18 protein-coding genes and 1 other RNA gene are annotated in these 20,331 nt (G+C 36.5%); 12 read left to right on the top strand and 7 right to left on the bottom strand.

The genetic code is table 11. From position 1 onward, the window contains the following. Positions 1-84: 84 nt before the first annotated feature. From AB4J89_RS11015 to AB4J89_RS11000, 4 genes are all read left to right on the top strand, one after another. Positions 85-456 carry a YacL family protein gene (locus AB4J89_RS11015; RefSeq protein WP_088494947.1) on the top strand — a complete coding sequence of 124 codons (372 nt, stop codon included), beginning with the start codon at positions 85-87 and terminating at the stop codon, positions 454-456. A 92-nt stretch (positions 457-548) separates the two neighbouring features. Further along, positions 549-1,409, top strand: coding sequence for a small-conductance mechanosensitive channel MscS (mscS, locus tag AB4J89_RS11010; RefSeq protein WP_088494948.1), 861 nt, complete (start codon positions 549-551; stop codon positions 1,407-1,409). Between the two features lie 474 nt (positions 1,410-1,883). Beyond that, positions 1,884-2,507 carry an arginine exporter ArgO gene (argO, locus tag AB4J89_RS11005; protein ID WP_088494950.1) on the top strand — a complete coding sequence of 208 codons (624 nt, stop codon included), beginning with the start codon at positions 1,884-1,886 and terminating at the stop codon, positions 2,505-2,507. Positions 2,508-2,592: 85 nt separating this feature from the next. Then, the gene (locus AB4J89_RS11000) at positions 2,593-3,327 is read left to right on the top strand and encodes an oxidative stress defense protein (protein WP_088494951.1); all 735 of its coding nucleotides are present in this window, start codon (positions 2,593-2,595) and stop codon (positions 3,325-3,327) included. 71 nt (positions 3,328-3,398) lie between these two features. Here the strand turns inward: AB4J89_RS11000 and AB4J89_RS10995 are convergent, their stop codons facing one another. Beyond that, positions 3,399-4,298 carry a LysR family transcriptional regulator ArgP gene (locus tag AB4J89_RS10995; RefSeq protein WP_088494952.1) on the bottom strand — a complete coding sequence of 300 codons (900 nt, stop codon included), beginning with the start codon at positions 4,296-4,298 and terminating at the stop codon, positions 3,399-3,401. Positions 4,299-4,459: 161 nt separating this feature from the next. Between AB4J89_RS10995 and rpiA the strand changes: the two genes are divergently transcribed. Both rpiA and serA read left to right on the top strand, forming a co-directional pair. Continuing rightward, a complete protein-coding gene (rpiA, locus tag AB4J89_RS10990) occupies positions 4,460-5,116 on the top strand; it encodes a ribose-5-phosphate isomerase RpiA (RefSeq protein ID WP_088494953.1) in 657 nt (218 codons plus the stop codon). A gap of 272 nt (positions 5,117-5,388) precedes the next feature. Beyond that, the gene (gene serA, locus AB4J89_RS10985; protein WP_088494954.1) at positions 5,389-6,639 is read left to right on the top strand and encodes a phosphoglycerate dehydrogenase; all 1,251 of its coding nucleotides are present in this window, start codon (positions 5,389-5,391) and stop codon (positions 6,637-6,639) included. A 72-nt stretch (positions 6,640-6,711) separates the two neighbouring features. Here the strand turns inward: serA and AB4J89_RS10980 are convergent, their stop codons facing one another. The 6 genes from AB4J89_RS10980 to zapA all read right to left on the bottom strand — a co-directional run bounded on the left by AB4J89_RS10980 (position 6,712) and on the right by zapA (position 13,750). Continuing rightward, complete coding sequence (locus AB4J89_RS10980) at positions 6,712-8,829, bottom strand: type I secretion system permease/ATPase (protein WP_368469213.1); 2,118 nt, start codon at positions 8,827-8,829, stop codon at positions 6,712-6,714. Between the two features lie 19 nt (positions 8,830-8,848). Next, on the bottom strand, positions 8,849-10,198 hold the full coding sequence (locus tag AB4J89_RS10975) for an HlyD family type I secretion periplasmic adaptor subunit (RefSeq protein WP_368469211.1): 1,350 nt from the start codon (positions 10,196-10,198) through the stop codon (positions 8,849-8,851). A 2-nt stretch (positions 10,199-10,200) separates the two neighbouring features. Beyond that, on the bottom strand, positions 10,201-12,252 hold the full coding sequence (locus AB4J89_RS10970; protein ID WP_368469209.1) for a peptidase domain-containing ABC transporter: 2,052 nt from the start codon (positions 12,250-12,252) through the stop codon (positions 10,201-10,203). 110 nt (positions 12,253-12,362) lie between these two features. Next, entirely contained in the window at positions 12,363-12,956 is a 594-nt protein-coding gene (locus tag AB4J89_RS10965; protein ID WP_088494956.1) for a 5-formyltetrahydrofolate cyclo-ligase, read from the bottom strand. A gap of 171 nt (positions 12,957-13,127) precedes the next feature. Next, positions 13,128-13,311, bottom strand: a non-coding RNA gene (gene ssrS, locus AB4J89_RS10960) — 6S RNA. 109 nt (positions 13,312-13,420) lie between these two features. Further along, positions 13,421-13,750 carry a cell division protein ZapA gene (zapA, locus tag AB4J89_RS10955; RefSeq protein WP_023581530.1) on the bottom strand — a complete coding sequence of 110 codons (330 nt, stop codon included), beginning with the start codon at positions 13,748-13,750 and terminating at the stop codon, positions 13,421-13,423. Positions 13,751-13,926: 176 nt separating this feature from the next. Here zapA and AB4J89_RS10950 point away from each other — a divergent pair, with 176 nt between their 5' ends. From AB4J89_RS10950 to gcvH, 6 genes are all read left to right on the top strand, one after another. After that, entirely contained in the window at positions 13,927-14,505 is a 579-nt protein-coding gene (locus tag AB4J89_RS10950; RefSeq protein ID WP_194950930.1) for a YecA family protein, read from the top strand. 51 nt (positions 14,506-14,556) lie between these two features. Continuing rightward, on the top strand, positions 14,557-15,867 hold the full coding sequence (pepP, locus tag AB4J89_RS10945) for a Xaa-Pro aminopeptidase (RefSeq protein WP_075670852.1): 1,311 nt from the start codon (positions 14,557-14,559) through the stop codon (positions 15,865-15,867). 13 nt (positions 15,868-15,880) lie between these two features. Continuing rightward, positions 15,881-17,053: a 2-octaprenyl-6-methoxyphenyl hydroxylase gene (gene ubiH, locus AB4J89_RS10940; protein ID WP_368469206.1), complete on the top strand. Its 1,173-nt coding sequence runs from the start codon at positions 15,881-15,883 to the stop codon at positions 17,051-17,053. A 56-nt stretch (positions 17,054-17,109) separates the two neighbouring features. Further along, positions 17,110-18,345: an FAD-dependent 2-octaprenylphenol hydroxylase gene (gene ubiI / locus AB4J89_RS10935; RefSeq protein WP_088494959.1), complete on the top strand. Its 1,236-nt coding sequence runs from the start codon at positions 17,110-17,112 to the stop codon at positions 18,343-18,345. A 413-nt stretch (positions 18,346-18,758) separates the two neighbouring features. Next, on the top strand, positions 18,759-19,853 hold the full coding sequence (gcvT, locus tag AB4J89_RS10930; RefSeq protein WP_368469203.1) for a glycine cleavage system aminomethyltransferase GcvT: 1,095 nt from the start codon (positions 18,759-18,761) through the stop codon (positions 19,851-19,853). A gap of 34 nt (positions 19,854-19,887) precedes the next feature. Beyond that, positions 19,888-20,280 (top strand): glycine cleavage system protein GcvH, encoded by a 393-nt coding sequence (gene gcvH / locus AB4J89_RS10925; protein WP_100159082.1) that lies wholly within the window; start codon positions 19,888-19,890, stop codon positions 20,278-20,280. The last annotated feature ends 51 nt before the right edge of the window (positions 20,281-20,331 follow it).

Below are 20,331 nucleotides of genomic sequence, written 5' to 3'. Positions count from 1 at the left end.
CTCCCGTTTTTTGTTATTTTTGTCATAATAAGAATAAGATATTTTTTTATTAAAAAAGCGAGAGCTTTATAAGGGGCGTACACCATGGATTATGAATTTCAGCGAGATCTCACTGGCGGTATACTAGCCCGTTTTTCGATGGATCATGAAGCAATAGGCTATTGGCTGAATGATGAAATTCAGGGCGACATTAGTCTTATCGATCAAATTCTTGAAGAAATGGAAGGTATTAAAGGTAGTGAAAGACAGTGGGAACTTATCGGTAAAGAATACAGTCTTTCTATTGATGACGAAGAAGTAATGATAAGAGCCAATACCTTGCATTTTGAAACAGATGAAATGGAAGAAGGGATGAGCTATTACGATAACGAAAGCATCTCTTTCTGTGGTTTAGATGATTTTGCTACCATGCTACAAAAATATCGGTTATTTATTCTGGAAAATAGAGGAAATTAACAATTCCTATATATTTTTGGAATAAATCTGCCACAATATACTATTGAATTACTATTCTTTTCATTACGTTTTTAAGTTTAAAAGGTGGTCTAATGAATGAATTACCCGCTAGTTTAGATGAAGCAACAGGTTGGTTTGTGGCAAATCAGGATCTCTTTATTCAATATGCTGTGAATATTATTGCGGCATTTTTGATCCTGTTTGTTGGTCTTTTTGTGGCAAAAATGATTGGTAAAGGTGTCGCAAGAGTTTTAACGTTGCGCCACATTGATGCCACTGTTGTCACATTTTTGTCAGTTCTTGTTCGTTATACCGTTGTTGCTTTTACCTTAATTGCGGTATTAGGACGATTAGGGGTTCAAACTGCTTCTGTTATCGCCGTACTCGGTGCTGCTGGTTTAGCCGTTGGTTTAGCATTACAAGGCTCGCTGTCTAACTTTGCTGCTGGTGTGCTGATTGTTATTTTCCGTCCGATCCGCACAGATGAATATGTGATGATTGGCTCTGTTGAAGGTACAGTGAGAGATGTGCAGATTTTCTCAACCACATTACGTTCAGCTGATGACAGAATTATCGTTATTCCAAATAGCAAAATTATCAGTAGCGAAGTTATCAATTTAACGCGTGAGCCTAATCGCCGTACACAAATTATGGTTGGCGTGGCTTATGATGCTGATATTGATAAAGTGAAACAAGTGCTGGGTGATGTTGTCGCTAAAGACAAACGTATTCAACATGATAAAGGCGTGACTATCCGTTTACATGAAATGGCACCGTCTTCATTAAACTTTGTAGTACGTGTTTGGACTACGAATGGTGATGCATGGCCTGTTTATTGGGATTTAATGGAAGATTTTAAACGCGCATTAGATGCGAATAATATCGGTATTCCATTCCCTCAAATGGATGTTTATATGCATCAAACATCAAGTGCGACAGCGAAAGCAGAATAGTTTCACAAAAATAAATGATATAGAGCCACGTTAATAACGTGGCTTTTTTGTATGATAAGACAGGAGAAATAATAAGATAACACAGATGGTAAAAGGGATTGGATACTAAAGATGGAGATAATCTTAAGGAGTTTCTTTTTCGTTTTTCATTATTTTGATAGTTATATTATATTTGCTTTGGCGCTCTTATTGTTATGGTATTCCCACAAAGCAGAGAAAAAGCGTACACGTATTATCTTATTTATTACTGCATTAATTGTGGTAACACCTCATGTTACTATCTGTTCTAATTTTATTTTTATGTTATTAATGAATATGGCTATTTCATCCTATTAATCCTATTAACACTTTATTCTTCCTATTTTATCGCCATTAGTTTTTCTTATTATCAATAAGAATGATTCATTTCCTCTAATATCAAAATCCCTCTATTATTCATCTAATATTAAACGAATAATTATTAAGGTATTTTGCATGTTTACAATTTTTTTTCAGGGGTTCTTGTTAAGTGCAGCAATGATTTTACCAATTGGTGCCCAAAATGCCTTTGTTTTACAGCAAGGGAGTAAAAAACAATTCCACTTGATGAGTGCATTTTTATGCGCTTTAAGTGATGTAATTTTAATTACGGCAGGTGTCTTTGGTGGAAGTGCTTTGCTCAGCCAATCAGAAATACTTTTATTATTGATCACTTGGGGAGGCGTGGCGTTCTTACTATGGTATGGCTGGAGTGCATTTAAAACTGCATTTTCAAAAGATATTGAATTATCACAAAGTGAAAATCAGGTAAAAAGTCGTTGGCGAGTGATTGTGACATTAGTTGCCGTGACGTGGCTTAACCCTCATGTTTATTTAGACACCTTTGTTGTGATAGGTAGCATTGGCGGGCAATTAACATCAGAACTGCGTCCTTGGTTTACATTTGGTGCGGTATTTGCCTCTATAAGCTGGTTTTTTGCGTTATCACTACTAGCCGCTTGGTTTTCTCCAATATTAAGTAAAGCTCGCTCTCAACGTATTATTAATCTGTTTGTTGGATGTGTAATGTGGTTTATTGCTGTTCAATTAGCAGCGCAAGGATGGAAAACTCTCTTTTAATCTTAAAGAACTTTACATCAGATATGCTAAGGTTCTTCTTAGCCATAAAAAGATGGTCTTAAAATTTATTATGTCGGGGGTTTTTGTGAAATTAAAAGCAATTGTATTAGCATCCGTGTTTACGCTGGGATTACCTTCATTTGCATTAGCGGCGTCTGAGCCAGAAGGACCACATATTACAACATCGGGTAATGCGACAATTAAAGCCGCTCCTGATATGGCGACACTATATATTCAGGTTAGTGAAAGAGCGAAAGATGCAGCCCTTGCTAAGAAGCAAGCAGATGAACGAGTCGCAAAATATTTTGCTTTCTTAAAAGAAAATGGTGTTGTGAAAGAAGATATTGATGCTGCTAATATCCGTACTCAACCAAACTATGAGTATGATAAAAAAGCAGAGCGTTCAGTCATTAATGGCTATACCGCAACACGTACTGTGAATGTCAAAATTAAGAAACTAGAGCAGCTTAATACATTACTTGATGGTGCATTAGCAGCTGGTTTAAATGAAATTAATAACGTTGAGTTTGGCGTAAATAATCCAGAACAATACAAATCAAAAGCACGTGAAGTTGCGATTAAAAATGCTATTGATCAAGCAACATCTGTCGCAAAAGGTTTTGGTGCTGATTTAGGTGCGGTTTATAGCGTGAGCTATCGCGCTCCAGAAGCCACACCTTATACTCTTGGACAAGTTCGTATGGATTCGATGGCATTAAAAGCGCAAGCACCTGCTGCTGTGCAAGAAACTTATGAACAGCAAAGTATCGAGTTTAAAGATTATGTTGATGTGGTTTTTGAATTAAAACGCACTAAATAATCATGCAGTGATGAAAAAAATAGGCTTCAATATGAAGCCTATTTTTTGAGTTAATAAGAAGAAAGAGCATATTACTCTTCATCTTGTTTTAAAACTTTACGACCAAAATCAATGAGTGCGTCTGTCACTTTTCTCATGGTTCTACTTTCTGGTGCAAATCGGTGCCAATAGAGCATACGTCGCTGGCAAAGTCCCGGTGTCAAATCAACCAATTCTCCGCTTTTTAGTTCATTAGCAATTTGCAGATGAGGGATCATACAACAAGTTGAACCTTGTTTAGCTAATTGCACAAAGGCTTCAGAGGAGTTCACGATATGGCACGGTACACTACCCGGAGATAAACCGAAATTTTGTTGTAAAAATGCCTGATGCATATCATCAAGATGATCAAATGCCACTGCTGGTGCTTTTAATAATGAAGATTTAGTTACACCGTTGGAAAAGTAGCGTTGAGCAAAGTCAGGAGAAGCAACAAATAGGTAATCGAGAGCACCTAATTGATCGACAAGGCAACTTGGTAGTGCTTGTGGCTGAATACTAATTGCGCCAACGACTTCGCCTCGTCTTAATCGTTCTTGAGTGCGAGTTTCATCTTCAACTTGAATATTGAGACGAATAGGCAATTGCGTTAAAACTGGATGTAACGCGGGTAATAACCATGTTGCTAAACTGTCCGCATTCACCGCTAAAGAGAGTAAAAGAGGTGTGGAACCGCTATTTTCATCACCTAACCATTGCTCTTCAAGTAATTCTACTTGATGCAATAGTGCTAATAATTTTTGCCCTTGCTCTGTAGGTTGAGGTGGAACAGTCCTGACTAATAGCGGTTGTCCAAATAAATTTTCTAACTGTTTGATACGCTGAGAAACGGCAGATTGTGTAATACATAATTTTTGCGCAGCTCGTTCAAAGCCACGTTCTCGAATGACGGCATCAAGGGCTTGTAATGCTCGATAATCAGGGCGTTTCATTAACAGACTCTCTTCGATTTTATATTCTATTGCTTACTATGCCATATTTTTCGTTGCAATGAGTTAAAATGTTGCTTCTCAGTTTTTGATGTGTCTCGTGCTAGTTTTGAATGCAATATGCTATTCTTAGTCCATTAACGTGATAAATAAGGTTTTTTTAAATGACTCAGGATGAATTGAAAAAAGCAGTAGGTTGGGCAGCGCTTGAATATGTAAAACCAGGCATGATTGTTGGTGTCGGTACTGGCTCTACGGCTTCTCATTTTATTGATGCATTAGCAACAATGAAAGGTCAAATCGAAGGCACAGTTTCAAGTTCAGAAGCATCAACTGCAAAATTAAAGAGCTACGGCATTCCAGTTTTCGATTGTAACGAAGTCGATTCTTTAGATATCTATGTTGATGGTGCTGATGAAATTAACCATCAAATGCAGATGATCAAAGGTGGTGGTGCTGCATTAACGCGTGAAAAAATCATTGCAGGTGTAGCGAAAACTTTTATTTGTATCGTTGATGAATCTAAACAAGTCGATGTGCTAGGTAAATTTCCACTACCCGTAGAAGTTATTCCAATGGCGCGCTCTTATGTTGCGCGTGAACTCGTTAAACTGGGTGGTTTACCAGAATATCGTGAAAACGTGGTAACTGATAACGGTAACGTTATTTTAGACGTTCATAATTTAACAATTCTTAACCCTATTGAACTGGAAAACAAAATTAACAGTATTCCGGGTGTTGTAACTGTAGGATTATTTGCTAACCGTGGCGCGAATGTTGTTTTAATGGGTACCTCTGAAGGTGTGAAAACCATTAAGTAATTCTTTTTAAGATAGGTAGCTATGGCTACCTATTTTTTAAATTATTTTAGAAACTGCAAATTCAGTGATATATATCACACGATAGTTATATCTCTCTTTAAAATCCTGCCATTTTCAAAGTCAAAATCATTTTACTCGGTAGAAAATCACTTTATTTACCGCTTATTCTGTCATCACTGCAATCGGTTGTATTGCCACAAAATCTATTTTTGTTATGTTGATGAGACAGGATTTTGTTTTTCATTAAATGTAATAACGATAGGGCAGGGTAAATGGTCAAAGTATCTTTGGAAAAAGAAAAGATAAAGTTTCTACTCCTTGAAGGTGTGCACCAAAGTGCAGTAGAAAATTTAAGAGCTGCGGGTTATACCAATATTGAATATCACAAAGGCGCATTATCGGACGAAGAATTAAAAGAAGCTATCCGTGATGCACGTTTTGTTGGTCTTCGTTCCCGCACTCACTTAACAGAAGAAATTTTTGCAGCCGCTGAAAAATTAGTTGCTGTGGGATGCTTCTGTATCGGTACTAATCAGGTTGATTTAGACGCCGCTGCTCGTCGCGGTATTCCTGTATTTAACGCTCCTTTCTCAAACACCCGTTCCGTGGCTGAGATGGTGCTTGGTGAATTACTGTTATTACTGCGTCGTATTCCTGAAGCAAATGCGAAAGCGCATCGTGGAGTTTGGGATAAACAAGCCAAAGGCTGTTTTGAAGCGCGTGGTAAAAAACTGGGTATTATTGGTTATGGCCACATTGGTACACAGTTAGGTATTTTGGCAGAAAGCGTGGGTTTAGATGTCTATTTTTACGATATTGAAAACAAACTGCCATTAGGTAATGCAACACAAATTCGTCATCTCTCTGAACTGTTGAATATGTGTGACATTGTCAGTTTACATGTGCCAGAAACACCATCAACCAAAAATATGATTGGGCATGAAGAAATTCAGCGCATGAAACCAGGCTCAATTCTTATCAATGCTTCTCGTGGTACTGTGGTTGATATTCCTGCGTTATCACAAGCGCTAGAATCTAAACATTTATCAGGCGCAGCAGTTGACGTATTCCCAACAGAGCCGGGTGCAAATAACGATCCTAACGATCCATTTGTTTCTGAACTTATCAAGTTTGACAATGTGATATTAACACCGCACATCGGTGGTTCAACTCAAGAAGCACAAGAAAACATCGGTTATGAAGTTGCAGGTAAATTAGCGAAATATTCAGATAACGGCTCTACATTATCTGCTGTTAACTTCCCTGAAGTATCACTGCCAAGCCACGGTGATGATGTAAACCGTTTACTGCATATTCATGAAAACCGCCCAGGTATGATGAACAGTATCAACAAAGTGTTTACTGAAGAAAACATCAACGTAGCTGCACAGTATTTACGTACATCAGGTAACGTAGGTTATGTTGTGATTGATATTACAACACAAACGAAAGCTCAAGCTGAATTAGTGTTACAAAAAATCAAAGCATTACCGGGAACAATCCGTGCTCGTATGCTTTACTAATTATTGATACATTATTGGTAATATATTGAAGGCTCGAAATATCGAGCCTTTTTTGTTTTTATTAAATTTTAATTATTGAATTTGTTGCTGCCATAATTGGTAATAGAGCGCTCGATTTTCTATTAAATGAGTATGTGTTCCTTCTTCTAATACCCTACCTTTATCTATTACATAGATATAATCTGAATGCACTAATGTATTTAGACGATGTGCAATACTAATTACGGTTCTGTTTTTACAAATCTGAGGTAAGTTCGCTAAAATTTGTGCTTCTGAGCTGTAATCTAATGCTGATGTTGCTTCATCTAAAATAAGAATACGCGGATCGGTTAACAAGGCTCTAGCAAGCGCAATACGTTGACGCTGTCCTCCTGATAAGTTGTGACCTCTTTCTCCAACTTGAGTATTAAAACCTAAAGGGAGTTGCTCAATAAAGTCTAAAGCACCTGCAAATTGAGAAGCTTCTATTATCTCTCTTTCACTCGCACTGGGTTTTGATAAACGAATATTCTCAATAATCGAGCCACTAAATAAATAACTCTCTTGTAAAACGAGACTAATACTTTGGCGTAAAGAGAGCGGATCAGCGATAGCGAGATCCATTCCATCAATATAAATTTGTCCTTGTTGAGGAGTATAAAGGCGTTGGATCAAACGTGTAAGAGTGCTCTTTCCTGAGCCAGAACGACCTGTAATACCAATAAACTTACCGGCAGGAATAGATAAAGAGAGTGCTTCTATGATATCTGGTGTGTTATTGGCGTAACGGAAATAAACATTTGAAAAAACAATGCTTCCTTTGATTTTAGGAACGGTTGCTGTTCCATAAGATTGATGTTCGGTAGGTGTGTTTAAAATATCGCCAACACGACGTAAAGAAATGGTTGCTTGTTGAAAATCTTGCCAACATTGCGCTAAGCGTAAAATAGGTTGTGTAATATGTGCAGCAAAAAGATTAAAAGCAACAAGCTCACCTACACTCATTTGTGCTTTGATAATTAAATTAACGCCTTGCCATAAAATAGTGGCTATCGCAATTTTATGGATGATAGAGATAAGCTGTTGTGCAAATAACGCTTTTTTAGCACCAGAGAAACGCTTATTAATATGATCTGTAAGTTTGTATTGCCATCTTTCTATAAATTTATTTTCTGTTGCTGTTATTTTTATGGTTTCGATACCGTTTATTGCTTCTGTTAGTAGACTGGTATTATCCGCATTAGCTTGATATTCCTGCTCAACCCAATAGCGAATAAAAGGGCCACAAATAAGCCAAAGTAGAAAGTAGAGTGTTAATGAACCTAAGGTTATCCATGTTAAAAGTGACGAATACGTAAACATGACAGAGATAAATATGATAATAAAAATCAGGTCAAGCAATAGCATAAATGCAGAGCTAGTAATAAATTGTCGAATATGTGAAAGCTCTTGAATACGAGTAATGATTTGCCCTGATTGGCGTTGATTAAAAAAATGGCTAGGCAAGCGGATAAGATGTTGGAATACCTTTCCTGATAACTCAGCGCTTAACTGACAAGAAATAAAAACATATAGCTTATCGCGCAAATAAAGATAGAGGGGTTCGGTAATAGCAATCAGAATCAATAAACAACCCAAAAGGTGTAGGTTAGATAGATCTCTTCCTGTTAGCACTTTATCAGTCATAATTTCAAAAATTAAGGGACTGACCAATGCAAATAGTTGACTGCAACAAACTAAAATAAAGATAAAAAGCAATGCGTTTTTTTGTCTTAATAGAGAAGGAATAAACCAGCGAAAATCAAACTTAGCTGATAATGGTGAAGGCTCTTTAGTAATAAGTAATAGTATATTAATCTTCTTTTTTTTATCAATAATAAACTCAATTTCAATACTATTCTTAGGATCAAAAACAATAAGTTTTTCCTTTTTTATCTCCTTTAAGATATACCAATGCTTATCTATTTCGATAATTGTGCTAATCATAGCGCTGTTTTTTTTGTCATAATCCAAAATATCAAATTGACATTTTAAATTGAGTAATTTAGCTGACTCAAAAATATTCCATTTATTAAGATGGTTGTCACAACCAAGAAAATGAATGATCTGTTCTTTTTTTATATTTCCTCTGCCTTTTTTAGAAAAATAAAGTAATCCATCGATAATAGAGTGGTGATATTGGTTTTCTTCCATGTTAGTTATATTTTCCATAATGTGAGAGATCTTATTTTTATTTTTCAGTGAGTGCATTGTGACGATAAGCTTCTATTGGGCTTAAAATATAATCAATGACACGACGTTGTTCAGTGATTATTTCGGCAGTTAAAGACATACCCGGAATGAGTCGATATTCCCTTTGGCTATTTTTAATTGTCTGTCTGTTTAATCTAATAGTTGCGGGATAAACTAAGCCTAATTGATCGTGCTGAACGGCATCTTTAGCAATATTAATAACTTCGCCTTCAATGGTGCCATAGCGTGTATAAGGAAAAGCATCTATTTTTATCATTGCTTTTTGTCCTAGATGAACAAAACCAATATCTTTATTGAGCAAATTAACTTCTGCAATATTATCTTGGTTATCAGGTACTATTATCATCACACCTTGTGATGGTTGTAATACACTACCTAGTGTATGAGTTGAAATTTGTTGAACTGTACCTGTTATGGGAGAGCGTACTTTTTTTAGTTGTTGTTTCTTTTGAAGATGGCTAAGATTTTGATTGTAAATAATCAATTCACTTTCATACTGTTTATATTTATCATGCCATTCTAGATATTTTTGTTTCTCTAATTGATTTAGATTTTGCTTTTTCTGTTCTTCTTGGCTTTTTAATAGGTTATATTCTGAATCTTTCGTTTTTATCAGTCTGTTTATTTCTAGTAACTCTTTTTGATTTTCTAGATACTCTATCTTACTAATAAATTTTTTTATATACAGTGTTTGTTTCAATGTGAATCGTTGTTCAATGTTTTCTTTTAATATTTTTAATGATAATAAATCATTGTGAGTCATTAATTGATTTTTATTATTTATTTCAATCTCTGTCTCGATTACTTTTATATTACTATCAAATTCTTCCTTTTCTTTTTGATAACTAATTAAAACATTTTTTTTTGCTTTTTTATCTAACGTATTAAAATGGTAAAGCTTTTGAGGAGATGTTTCTTGGCTTAATGCTTGATAGCGTATTTTAAACTGTAAAATATTATCAATTTTTTTTCTTATTCCTATTATTTCTTCATCAATACCTAATATATCAAGTGTGAGTAATATATCGCCTTGATTGACTTTTTGTCCTTCCTTTACATGGAGAGTTGCTAATCGACTATGTTCATATATTTGAATAAGTTGAGAATGTCCAATAGCAATAAGTTTACCTGTTGCAGGGGATTGTATATTCAATTTACCGAAATAAGCCCATAGAAGAAAGACAATAACATTTAATGAAATAAGTATCGCAATATAACGACTATAAGGTGTGATAGGTTTTTCGATAAGAGCGATATGGTTAGGGTAAAAATCGTAATTTTTTGCTTTACTTTTACGTTGAAAAATAGAGGATATATTTAGTTTCATTTTCAACATCCTTGTTGAAGTTGCCAAAGTTTTTTGTAATAACCACTGTTTGCAATTAATTCTTCATGGTTTCCATCTTCAATAATTTGCCCTTTATTTAACACAATAATACGAGAACAATTTCGAATAGTTGAAAGGCGATGAGCAATGATAATAACGGTTTTATCTTTAGCAATAAGAGGGAGGTTATTTTGAATTATGGCTTGGGAGTTATCATCTAAAGAGCTGGTGGCTTCATCAAAAATTAGAATTTTAGGTGAGGATAATAATGCTCTGGCAATCGCAATACGTTGGCGTTGGCCTCCTGATAATGATGTTCCTCCTTCTGTAATAAGCGTGTCATATCCTAGGGGAAGCTTTAAAATAAATTCGTGAGCACCTGCTATTTTGGCAACGTGAATAACTTCTTCTAAAGAAGCATGTTGATGAGTTAATCGAATGTTATCAAAGACACTTAAGTTAAATAAAAAGTTCTCTTGTAATACAAAACCGATTTGTTGGCGTAGGTTAGTTAAATGAAATTGTGTAAGAGGAATACCGTCAATTTTTATACAGCCTGATTGTGGAATATAAAGACCTGAAATCATTCGCACTAAGGTGCTTTTCCCCGAGCCTGAAGTACCAACAATACCAATAACTTCATGTTTTTTAATATGTAATGAAATATTATTTAAAATAACAGGAGTATTGCTTTGATAATAAAAACTCACCTTATTAAAGGTAATTTCACCTTTGATATTGGATTGCCGTGTTGCAGTATCCTGCTCTTTAGGAAGATTAAGAATATCTTGTAAGTTATAGATAGCGGTTTTTGTTCTGATATATTTACCCCAAACATCAATTGCCGTCGCAAAGGGTTGTAAACAGAATCTAAGGAGCATCATGAACGCAATAAGTTGACCTATTGTTATCGAAAGAGAAATGACTTCATAGGCACCTAGCCATAACAGTAATGCCATTGTTGTTTTATTAAGAAATAACACAATAAAGCGCGAGAAATTATCAATATTTTGAAGTGCTAAGCTTTTAGAGGTGAGCTGATGAATTTGTGTATGCCACTGTTGTGTAAATCGAGGCTCAAGCGAAAGGCTTTTAATTGTTTCAATCCCCCCTAAACTTTCGGTAAGAAATCCAGTATTAATTGCCGCTTTTTGATAAAGCTGTTGAACAGCAAGCTCTATTTTAGGTGCGAGAAATTTAGCTAAAATAAAGTAAAAAGAGATCGAGGTAATAAAAAATAAAGTGAGTTTTAACGAAAATATTGCCATTGCAACGATAAATATAAAGATAAAAGAAAAATCGACAATTAGCATCAATAACGTATTAGTAATAAATTCTCTAATAATATCTAATTCTTTTACTCGAGTGACAATGGCACCAGTTTGCCGAGATTTAAAATAACTAATCGGTAATTTAAATAAGTGTTCGGTCAATTTTAAGCTTAGAGTAATATCAATTTTATTTGCTGTGTGGTGATAGATATACTCTCTAATTCCTTTTAGCACACCTTCATAAATAGCAATAAAGACCAAAGTAATAACTAATAAATCAAGTGTTAATAGTGCTTGATGAACAATTATCTTATCCATAATAATTTGTGTAACTAAAGGAGTTGCCAATAGTAATAATTGCAAAACTAATGAATAAAACAAGATACTATAAAAAATGGTTTTATTTTTTTTAAATACAGGAAAAAACCAAGCAATGTTGAATTCATTATTTGATTTAAAATCAAGGTAATAGATGGTTTTCATTTTAAATAAACTATCTCTACTAATAGTTTCTGTTTTATCTGTTTGAGTGTTATAAATAAGAATGTTGTTGTTATTGTTTTTTAGTAAAATAAATGAATTATCATTGTTATCTATAATAATTAACTTATGGTTTATTTGTTTTTTTAATAAAGTTGATTTTTTTATTTTCTTTAATTTAAAGTTGTGCTCTTTTTCTAATGAATTTACTGTGTGATTGTGTTCTGTTTTTATTTCTTTATTTTCAATTAGGCTGATAATAATGTTAATGCATTTAATTAAATGAATGTCTTTATTATTCATTAGAATAAATACCTTTTTATAGAGGGAATATAAAAGGTATTTAAGAGTGTTTTTTTTATAAAAAATATAAAAAAACACAGATAACTATTGATACTAAAAAATAGAATAGCCTAAAAATGCCATCTTTTTTCAGGAGTAATAATTTCAGGTAATGGAATATCCCAATCAGCGGTAGGGAGATAATCAACTTGTTGGCAAGTATGGGCAAGCCCCATTGGGTAAAATGATTTTCGTTGCCAGTTTTCTAATGTTCTATCGTAAAAACCGCCTCCCATACCTAATCGTTGACCTTGTGCATCAAAAGCGACTAATGGTGTAAAGATAATATCAATATTAGAGATGGGAATAACCATGTTCACATTTAGAGGAGGTTCAGAAATATTAAAGCGATTTTTTACTAACGGAGTAGAGGGTGTGTAACGTAAGAAAAGGAGATGATGGCGATGAAATGGGTGTAATACAGGTAAGCAAACTTGTTTATTTAATGTCCATAACTGGGAGATCAAAGGTGATGTATCAATTTCACCGTCAAAAGAAAGAAACAGTGCAATAGTCTGTGCTTGTTTAATTTTAGGATGAGCAAGAACTTGCTCGCATAATTTATCAGCTGCTTGTTGTTGCTCTTCTAATGTGAGTAAACGACGTTTTTGGCGAATAGCTTTGCGGATCTCATCTCTTTGTTGAAAAAGTGAAGTGTGCGTCATTCATCAATCCATCAATAAGCGGTTGGTATTAAGTAGAAACCATCATTTTAATCAATTTATCACACTTTAGAGGTAAGAAAGCGAAGAAGTTGAAGATATGAGAATGAAAGCATAAAAAAAGTTCTAAACATTAAGTAGTTATAAAATACTTAGTGTTTAGAACTTTAGTAGGAGGTCTCCAAGATGCCGCCGCAAGCTGTAACCCTTGAACCCATGGTCCAAGGTGAACATAGTGTTGCTGCCATTAGGCTGCCTGAACGAATCGGGTATGCTCACAAGCAACAGATCACCACGTTCTATGTGTTTCGAATATCGGCTCAGGGGACTGGCCCGCTGGCAAACATCTCAGAGAAATTTGGTGGGTGCGCTAAGCACCTTATCTATGAACTATTGTATTATTTTAATTGTAGAAAGCAACCTATTATCTGTGAATTTCGTGGTGTACGCATGCTTTCTGAACAAATCTACTTCGCAGTTGAAAAAGTGCGATCATGGTGCTTGCCTTGATCGTGTAAAGCTTGTTCAATGGATTGTTGTAGCATTTTTATTTTCTCTTCCATGTTGTAGGCATAGTCTCTGGTTTTTAACTTTTCTTCTGCCAACTCATGACTCATATTTAATGCCACGATAAAAATTAAGTGCTCTGTATTGGAAACACCACTGCGTTCTTTGAGATCTTGTAATCGTTGTTCCAGTTCAGCAGCAGAAGCCAGTAAAGCATCTCTTTGTTCTGGTGGGCAATTGACACGTAATGAACGCCCAAAAATTTGAAGATCAACGGGTTGTGCGGACATGATTCCTTCCTGACATAAAATCTGTGCTACGTGTTTAGTAGTGTATACGGTTATAACGCTGTATTAAACGCTATTACTGCAAAAATTCCAATGATTAACATGGCTTAACTGGTACAGCGACTTCTATTGATGGTAGCATATCTTGAACTATTCCCCTAAATGCGACGTTTATTCTTATGTCAAAACAGAACACATTACCGAATTATCAAACTATTGATGCATTATTACAGCAACATACAGTACCTTTAACCGCGGCTGAAATGCATGGTTTGATTACAGGATTTATTTGCGGTGCAGTGCGCGATAGTAGTTGGAAAACCTTATTACACGATCTGACCAATGAAGGTTTAGCTTTTCCTAAAACGCTATCAGAGCCACTTGAAGAGCTTTATCACATCACCTACGAACAGCTCGATGACAGTGTGTTCAATTTCTCGATGTTAGTACCTGACGAATCTGAATCTGTTTTTCCAAGAGCCGATGCCCTTGCAGGTTGGGTTAATCATTTTCTTTTAGGTCTGGGGGTTGCTCAACCTAAGTTGTCTGATCATAAAGAATTGACCGAAGTGATTACTGATTTACGTAATATTGGTGCGCTAGGTTACGAAGAAGACGAAAACCAAGAAGAACTTGAAGATGCACTTGAAGAAGTCAGTGAATATGTAAAAGTATCCGTTCAACTTTGTTATATCACTTTTGTCGCACCAAAAGACAAAGGAAATGACGAACAAAATGAGCAACGTGTATTACATTAATTTCATCATTAATTAGATAACCATAAAGATAAATGAAAGACAGGAGTGGGTATGAATAAGCAAGAATTTTTATCCCGTCGTCAGGCATTATTAGCACAAATGAAGCCTGCGAGTGCAGCTATCTTTTTCGCCGCACCACCAGCGCAACGTAATGCTGATAGTGAGTATCCTTATCGCCAACATAGTGATTTCCTTTATCTAACTGGTTTCAGCGAGCCTGAAGCTATTCTTGTGCTGATTAAAAGTGATGAAACACATAACCATAGTGTACTTTTTAATCGTGTTAGAGATTTAACCGCTGAAATTTGGTTTGGTCGTCGCCTTGGACAAGAAGCAGCACCTGAAAAATTGGGTGTTGATAAGGCGCTACCTTATGAAGATGTGGGTGAACAACTTTACCAATTATTAAACGGGTTAGATGTTGTTTATCATGCTCAAGGTGAATACGCGTTTGCTGATGAGATAGTCTTTAGTGCATTAGAAACATTAAGAAAAGGCTCTCGCCGTAACTTAAAAGCGCCGCAAACCATTATTGATTGGCGTCCAATGGTTCATGAACAACGTCTGTTTAAATCTGATTTTGAACTTGAATTACTGCGTAAAGCCGGAAAAATCACTGCGTTAGCACATACGCGTGCGATGCAAAAATGTCAGCCGGGTATGTACGAATATCAACTTCAAGGTGAGATTGAACATGAGTTTGTTTCTCATGGTGCGCGTTTCCCTTCTTATAACAGTATTGTCGGTAGTGGTGAAAATGGTTGTATTCTTCATTACACCGAAAATGAAACCAAAATGCGCGATGGAGATTTAGTTCTCATTGATGCAGGTTGTGAATATGAAGGTTATGCTGGTGATATCACCCGTACTTTTCCTGTTAATGGTAAATTTAGCCGTCAACAACGCGAAATTTATGACATCGTTTTAAAATCCATCAATGTTTCTTTGGAATTGTACAAACCTGGTACAAGTATCAAAGAAGTTACAGAGCATGTCGTGTATATCATGGTCGAAGGACTGGTTAAACTGGGCATTATGCACGGTGAAATCGATCATCTTATTGAGACAAAAGCCTATCAGCGTTTCTTTATGCATAGCTTAAGCCACTGGTTAGGTCTTGATGTTCATGATGTTGGACATTATGGCACTGAGCGTGACCGTATTTTAGAACCAGGTATGGTACTGACCATTGAACCGGGGCTTTACATTGCACCAGATGCAGACGTGCCACAAGAATATCGCGGTATCGGTATTCGTATTGAAGATGACATTGTTATCACGGAAACAGGCAATGAGAATTTAACGGCATCTGTTGTTAAAGATCCTGATGAAATTGAAGCTCTGATGGCAGGAAAAATTTAAGGCTAAAATCAGCATGAATGTGATTATTGTGGGTGGTGGAATGGCAGGTGCGACATTAGCACTTGCACTCTCTACATTAAATAAAGGTAAGATTTCAATTTCGTTAATTGAAGCAAGAGAGCCTGACAATGGGCATCCTGGGTTTGATGCAAGAGCGATTGCATTAGCACATGGAACAGCAAAACGGTTAGAGCAAATCGGGCTTTGGTCAACATTAAAACCTTTTGTTACCCCCATTAATCACGTTCATGTCTCTGATAGAGGGCATTGTGGTTTTGTTAATATTCATGCACAAGACTATGATATCTCAGCACTGGGTTATGTTGTTGAATTACATGATGCAGGGCGTCAGCTTTTTGCCAAGTTGAAAAAACAATCTAATATCACACTTTATTGCCCTGCTAAAGTTGAACAAGTTCAACGTAATATCGATTCTGTTGAGGTAACACTTGATGATGGTACGCAATTATCGAGTGACTTACTGATTGCCGCTGATGGTACGAACTCACCTATTGGTCACCAGTGCCATATTCAATGGCAACGAGAGCCTTATAACCAAGTGGCCGTGATCGCTAATGTCAAAACGCAAATCGATCCTCAAGGTAAAGCTTTCGAGCGCTTTACGGAATTTGGTCCATTAGCCATGTTACCAATGAGTGAAGGGCGCAGCTCATTAGTGTGGTGCCATCCGATTGAAAAGCTGGATGAAGTTTCACAGTGGGATGATGAAACAACTATCGCACATTTACAGCGTGATTTTGGCTGGCGTTTAGGAAAGATAGAGCATATTGGCAAGCGAAATTGTTACCCTTTAGCACTACAAAAAGCCAATCAAATTATTGGTCATCGTTTAGCGTTAGTTGGAAATGCCTCGCAAACACTTCACCCTATTGCAGGACAAGGTTTTAACCTTGGTTTACGTGATGTTATGGCGCTCGCCAATACGATCACCCAAGCGATTAATGCCAATATTGATATTGGTAGTTATCGAGTGCTCTCTCAATATCAACAACTTCGCCAACAAGATAGAGAAAAAACAATCTCTATTACCGATGGGTTGGTGAAAGTGTTTGCAAATCGTTGTGTGCCACTGATTATTTCTCGCAACTTAGGGTTAATGACGATGGAATTGCTTCCAATGATGAGAGATAAATTGGCGCATCAAACATTGGGCTGGACAGACTAGACAAGCAGAAAAGAACAGCGCGCTCTAAAATAATCGCTTTTTAGGATACTTTTATTATGAAATCATTTGATGTTGTTATTGCTGGTGGTGGAATGGTTGGGCTTGCATTAGCCAGCGGATTACACGGGTGTGGATTACGTATAGCGATAATAGAAAATCACCCAGTAACGAAGCTTTTTCACCCACAGGATGATTTTTCATTACGGGTATCTGCTATTAATACAGCCAGTGAAATGTTGCTGAAAAAATTAGGTGTTTGGGAAAACTTACAAGCACTACGAACCGCACCTTATCAAGGTATGGAGGTTTGGGATCAAGATAGTTTTGGTCGTATTGAATTTTCAGCACAAAAAGAAGGGTTCAGCCATTTAGGCTCTATCATCGAAAATAACCTTATTCGTGAAGTACTTTGGCAAAAATGTGAAAGCCACAGTGATATTACCTTCTATTCATCAACGCAGATTGAGCGTGTGGTGTGGGGGGAAAATGATGCATTTATTACCCTGAATGATGGTGAGATGTTGACGGCAAGATTAGTTGTCGGAGCTGATGGTGCTAATTCATGGTTACGCAAACACGCAGATATTCCCCTGACTTTTTGGGATTATGAACATCATGCCTTAGTTGGCACTATTCGTACTGAACAGCCTCATGATAATGTCGCACGCCAAGTCTTTCATGGTGAAGGCATTTTGGCATTTCTACCGCTTTCTGATCCTCATACTTGTTCTATTGTTTGGTCTTTACCAAGCAACCTTGCTGAAAGTTATAAAAACGCAGAAAAAACCTTATTTGAACGCACATTAGGTGTGACCTTTGATATGCGTTTAGGTCAATGTGAGTTGATAAGTGATCGCATGACCATACCATTAACAGGTCGTTATGCTCGTCAATTTGCGGCTCCTCGTTTAGCACTATTAGGTGATGCTGCACATACTATCCACCCTTTAGCTGGACAAGGCGTTAACCTCGGTTTTATGGATGTTGCAGAGTTAATCGGTGAGATCCGCCGCTTAAAAGCAGAAGGTAAAGATTTTGGTGAATATCTCTATTTGAGACGATTCGAGCGTCGTCGCAAACATGCCGCAGCCGTAATGCTGGCAAGTATGCAAGGATTCCGTGAACTTTTTGCTGGCAACAACCCAGTTAAAAAACTGGTTCGGGATATCGGCCTTTCGTTAGCAGATAGTTTACCGGGGGTAAAACCTAAGTTACTTGAGCAAGCAATGGGACTTTCTGATTTACCTGAATGGTTAAGTGATAAAAATTTCACTTCAGTTGAAAAAATCTAATTCCTCGCTTATTTCACATTACTTTTATTTATATCTGACTGAAGAAATAGAACTAAAAAAATCTATTTTTTCAGTCTATTCTTTGCACTAATTCCTTTTTTTCAGTAATTCCTCGCTAAAAATGAGCGCTGATACGCATAATTGCAATCATTAGTTCTGCATACCCATATGTCTACATTATGATTAAGAGACACTATACCCTATTTTAACTTATGGTTTATTTTTTCTCACAATGCTAAGTTCAAGGGGATGGTATCGTTTGCGTTGTACGTTAATTGCTCGTATTTGTTAAATCTATGTTTAAAAATAAACTTAAGCTTAAGATTAACACTATGATTTCAAATCAAGTTTAATTTTATATTTAACAAATACGTTCTCTGAATAATCTAAAGTAAAAGTAGAAAGAGGGAAGAATGGCAAAACAGACTCCGTTGTATGATGAGCATGTAGCCTGCGGTGCTCGTATGGTCGATTTTCATGGTTGGATGATGCCCTTGCACTATGGCTCCCAAATAGATGAACATCATATTGTACGTCGTGATGCAGGTATGTTTGATGTTTCTCATATGACCATTGTTGACTTACATGGCTCACAAGTTAAAGATTTTCTGCGTTATTTATTAGCGAATGATATCGCTAAACTCACCGAAAAAGGTAAGGCGCTTTATACCGGTATGTTAAATGCATCAGGTGGTGTAATTGATGATCTTATCGTTTATTACTTTGATGACTCTTTCTATCGTCTCGTTGTGAACTCTGCTACCCGAGAAAAAGATCTGGCATGGATTGAACAACATGCTTCAGATTATGTTGTGGATATCACTGTACGTGACGATTTGGCATTAATCGCTGTTCAAGGTCCTCATGCACAAGAGAAAGTACAAAGCTTATTAACCGAAGCGCAACGCCAAGTTGTTTCTGCTATGAAGCCTTTCTATGGTGTAGAGCTTGGAGACCTGTTTGTTGCAACAACAGGCTATACCGGTGAAGCTGGTTATGAAATCGCAATGCCAAAAGAGCAAGCAGTCGATTTTTGGAAAAAATTATTAGCTGTGGGTGTTAAACCCGCAGGATTAGGTGCGAGAGATACATTACGTTTAGAAGCGGGAATGAACCTCTATAGCCAAGAGATGGATGAAACTATTAACCCACTTGAAGCGAATATGGGATGGACGATTGCATGGGCACCGGAAGATCGTCAATTTATTGGTCGAGAAGCATTAGAAAAATTACGCGCAACAGGCACAGATAAACTTGTTGGTCTTGTGATGCGAGAGAAAGGTGTGTTGCGAGCAGGTACTGCCGTACACTTTACTGATGATTTAGGTGAATTAAGAGAAGGTATTATTACAAGTGGTACTTTTTCGCCTACATTAGGCTTTAGTATTGCATTAGCAAGAGTTCCAGCAGGTATAAAAGATAGCGCAATTATATTAATGCGTAATCGTGAGATGCCAGTAGAAGTGGTAAAACCTGGTTTTGTTCGTTCAGGTAAAGCATTGGTATAACACGCACAATAATTTTAAATGGAGAGTAAGGTCAATGAGTCAAATACCTAGTGAATTAAAATACGCACAATCTCATGAGTGGATACGTTCAGAAGGCAATGGTGAATACACTATCGGTATTACTGAACATGCACAGGAATTATTAGGTGACATGGTGTTTGTTGATCTACCAGAAGTGGGTAGAGAAGTGGCTGCTGGTGATGATTGTGCCGTTGCGGAATCAGTAAAAGCGGCATCAGATATCTATGCACCATTATCAGGTGAAATTATCGCAGTAAATGAAGAGTTAGATGGTTCTCCAGAGCTGGTAAACAGCGCACCTTACGGAGAAGGTTGGCTATTTCGCATTAAAGCAAATAATGAAAGCGAATTAGATGACTTACTTGATGCCGCAGGTTATCAAGAGTTGGTAGATAGCGAAGAGTAAAACGAAGCGCCCCGTCAAATTAATGCCGGGGCGTTTTTATTTGTTAGCTTG

Origin of the sequence: Proteus sp. STS61-E (assembly GCF_040932335.1) — a bacterium.
GTDB lineage: Bacteria > Pseudomonadota > Gammaproteobacteria > Enterobacterales > Enterobacteriaceae > Proteus > Proteus mirabilis_B.
This window is presented reverse-complemented; position numbering and strand designations above follow the sequence as displayed.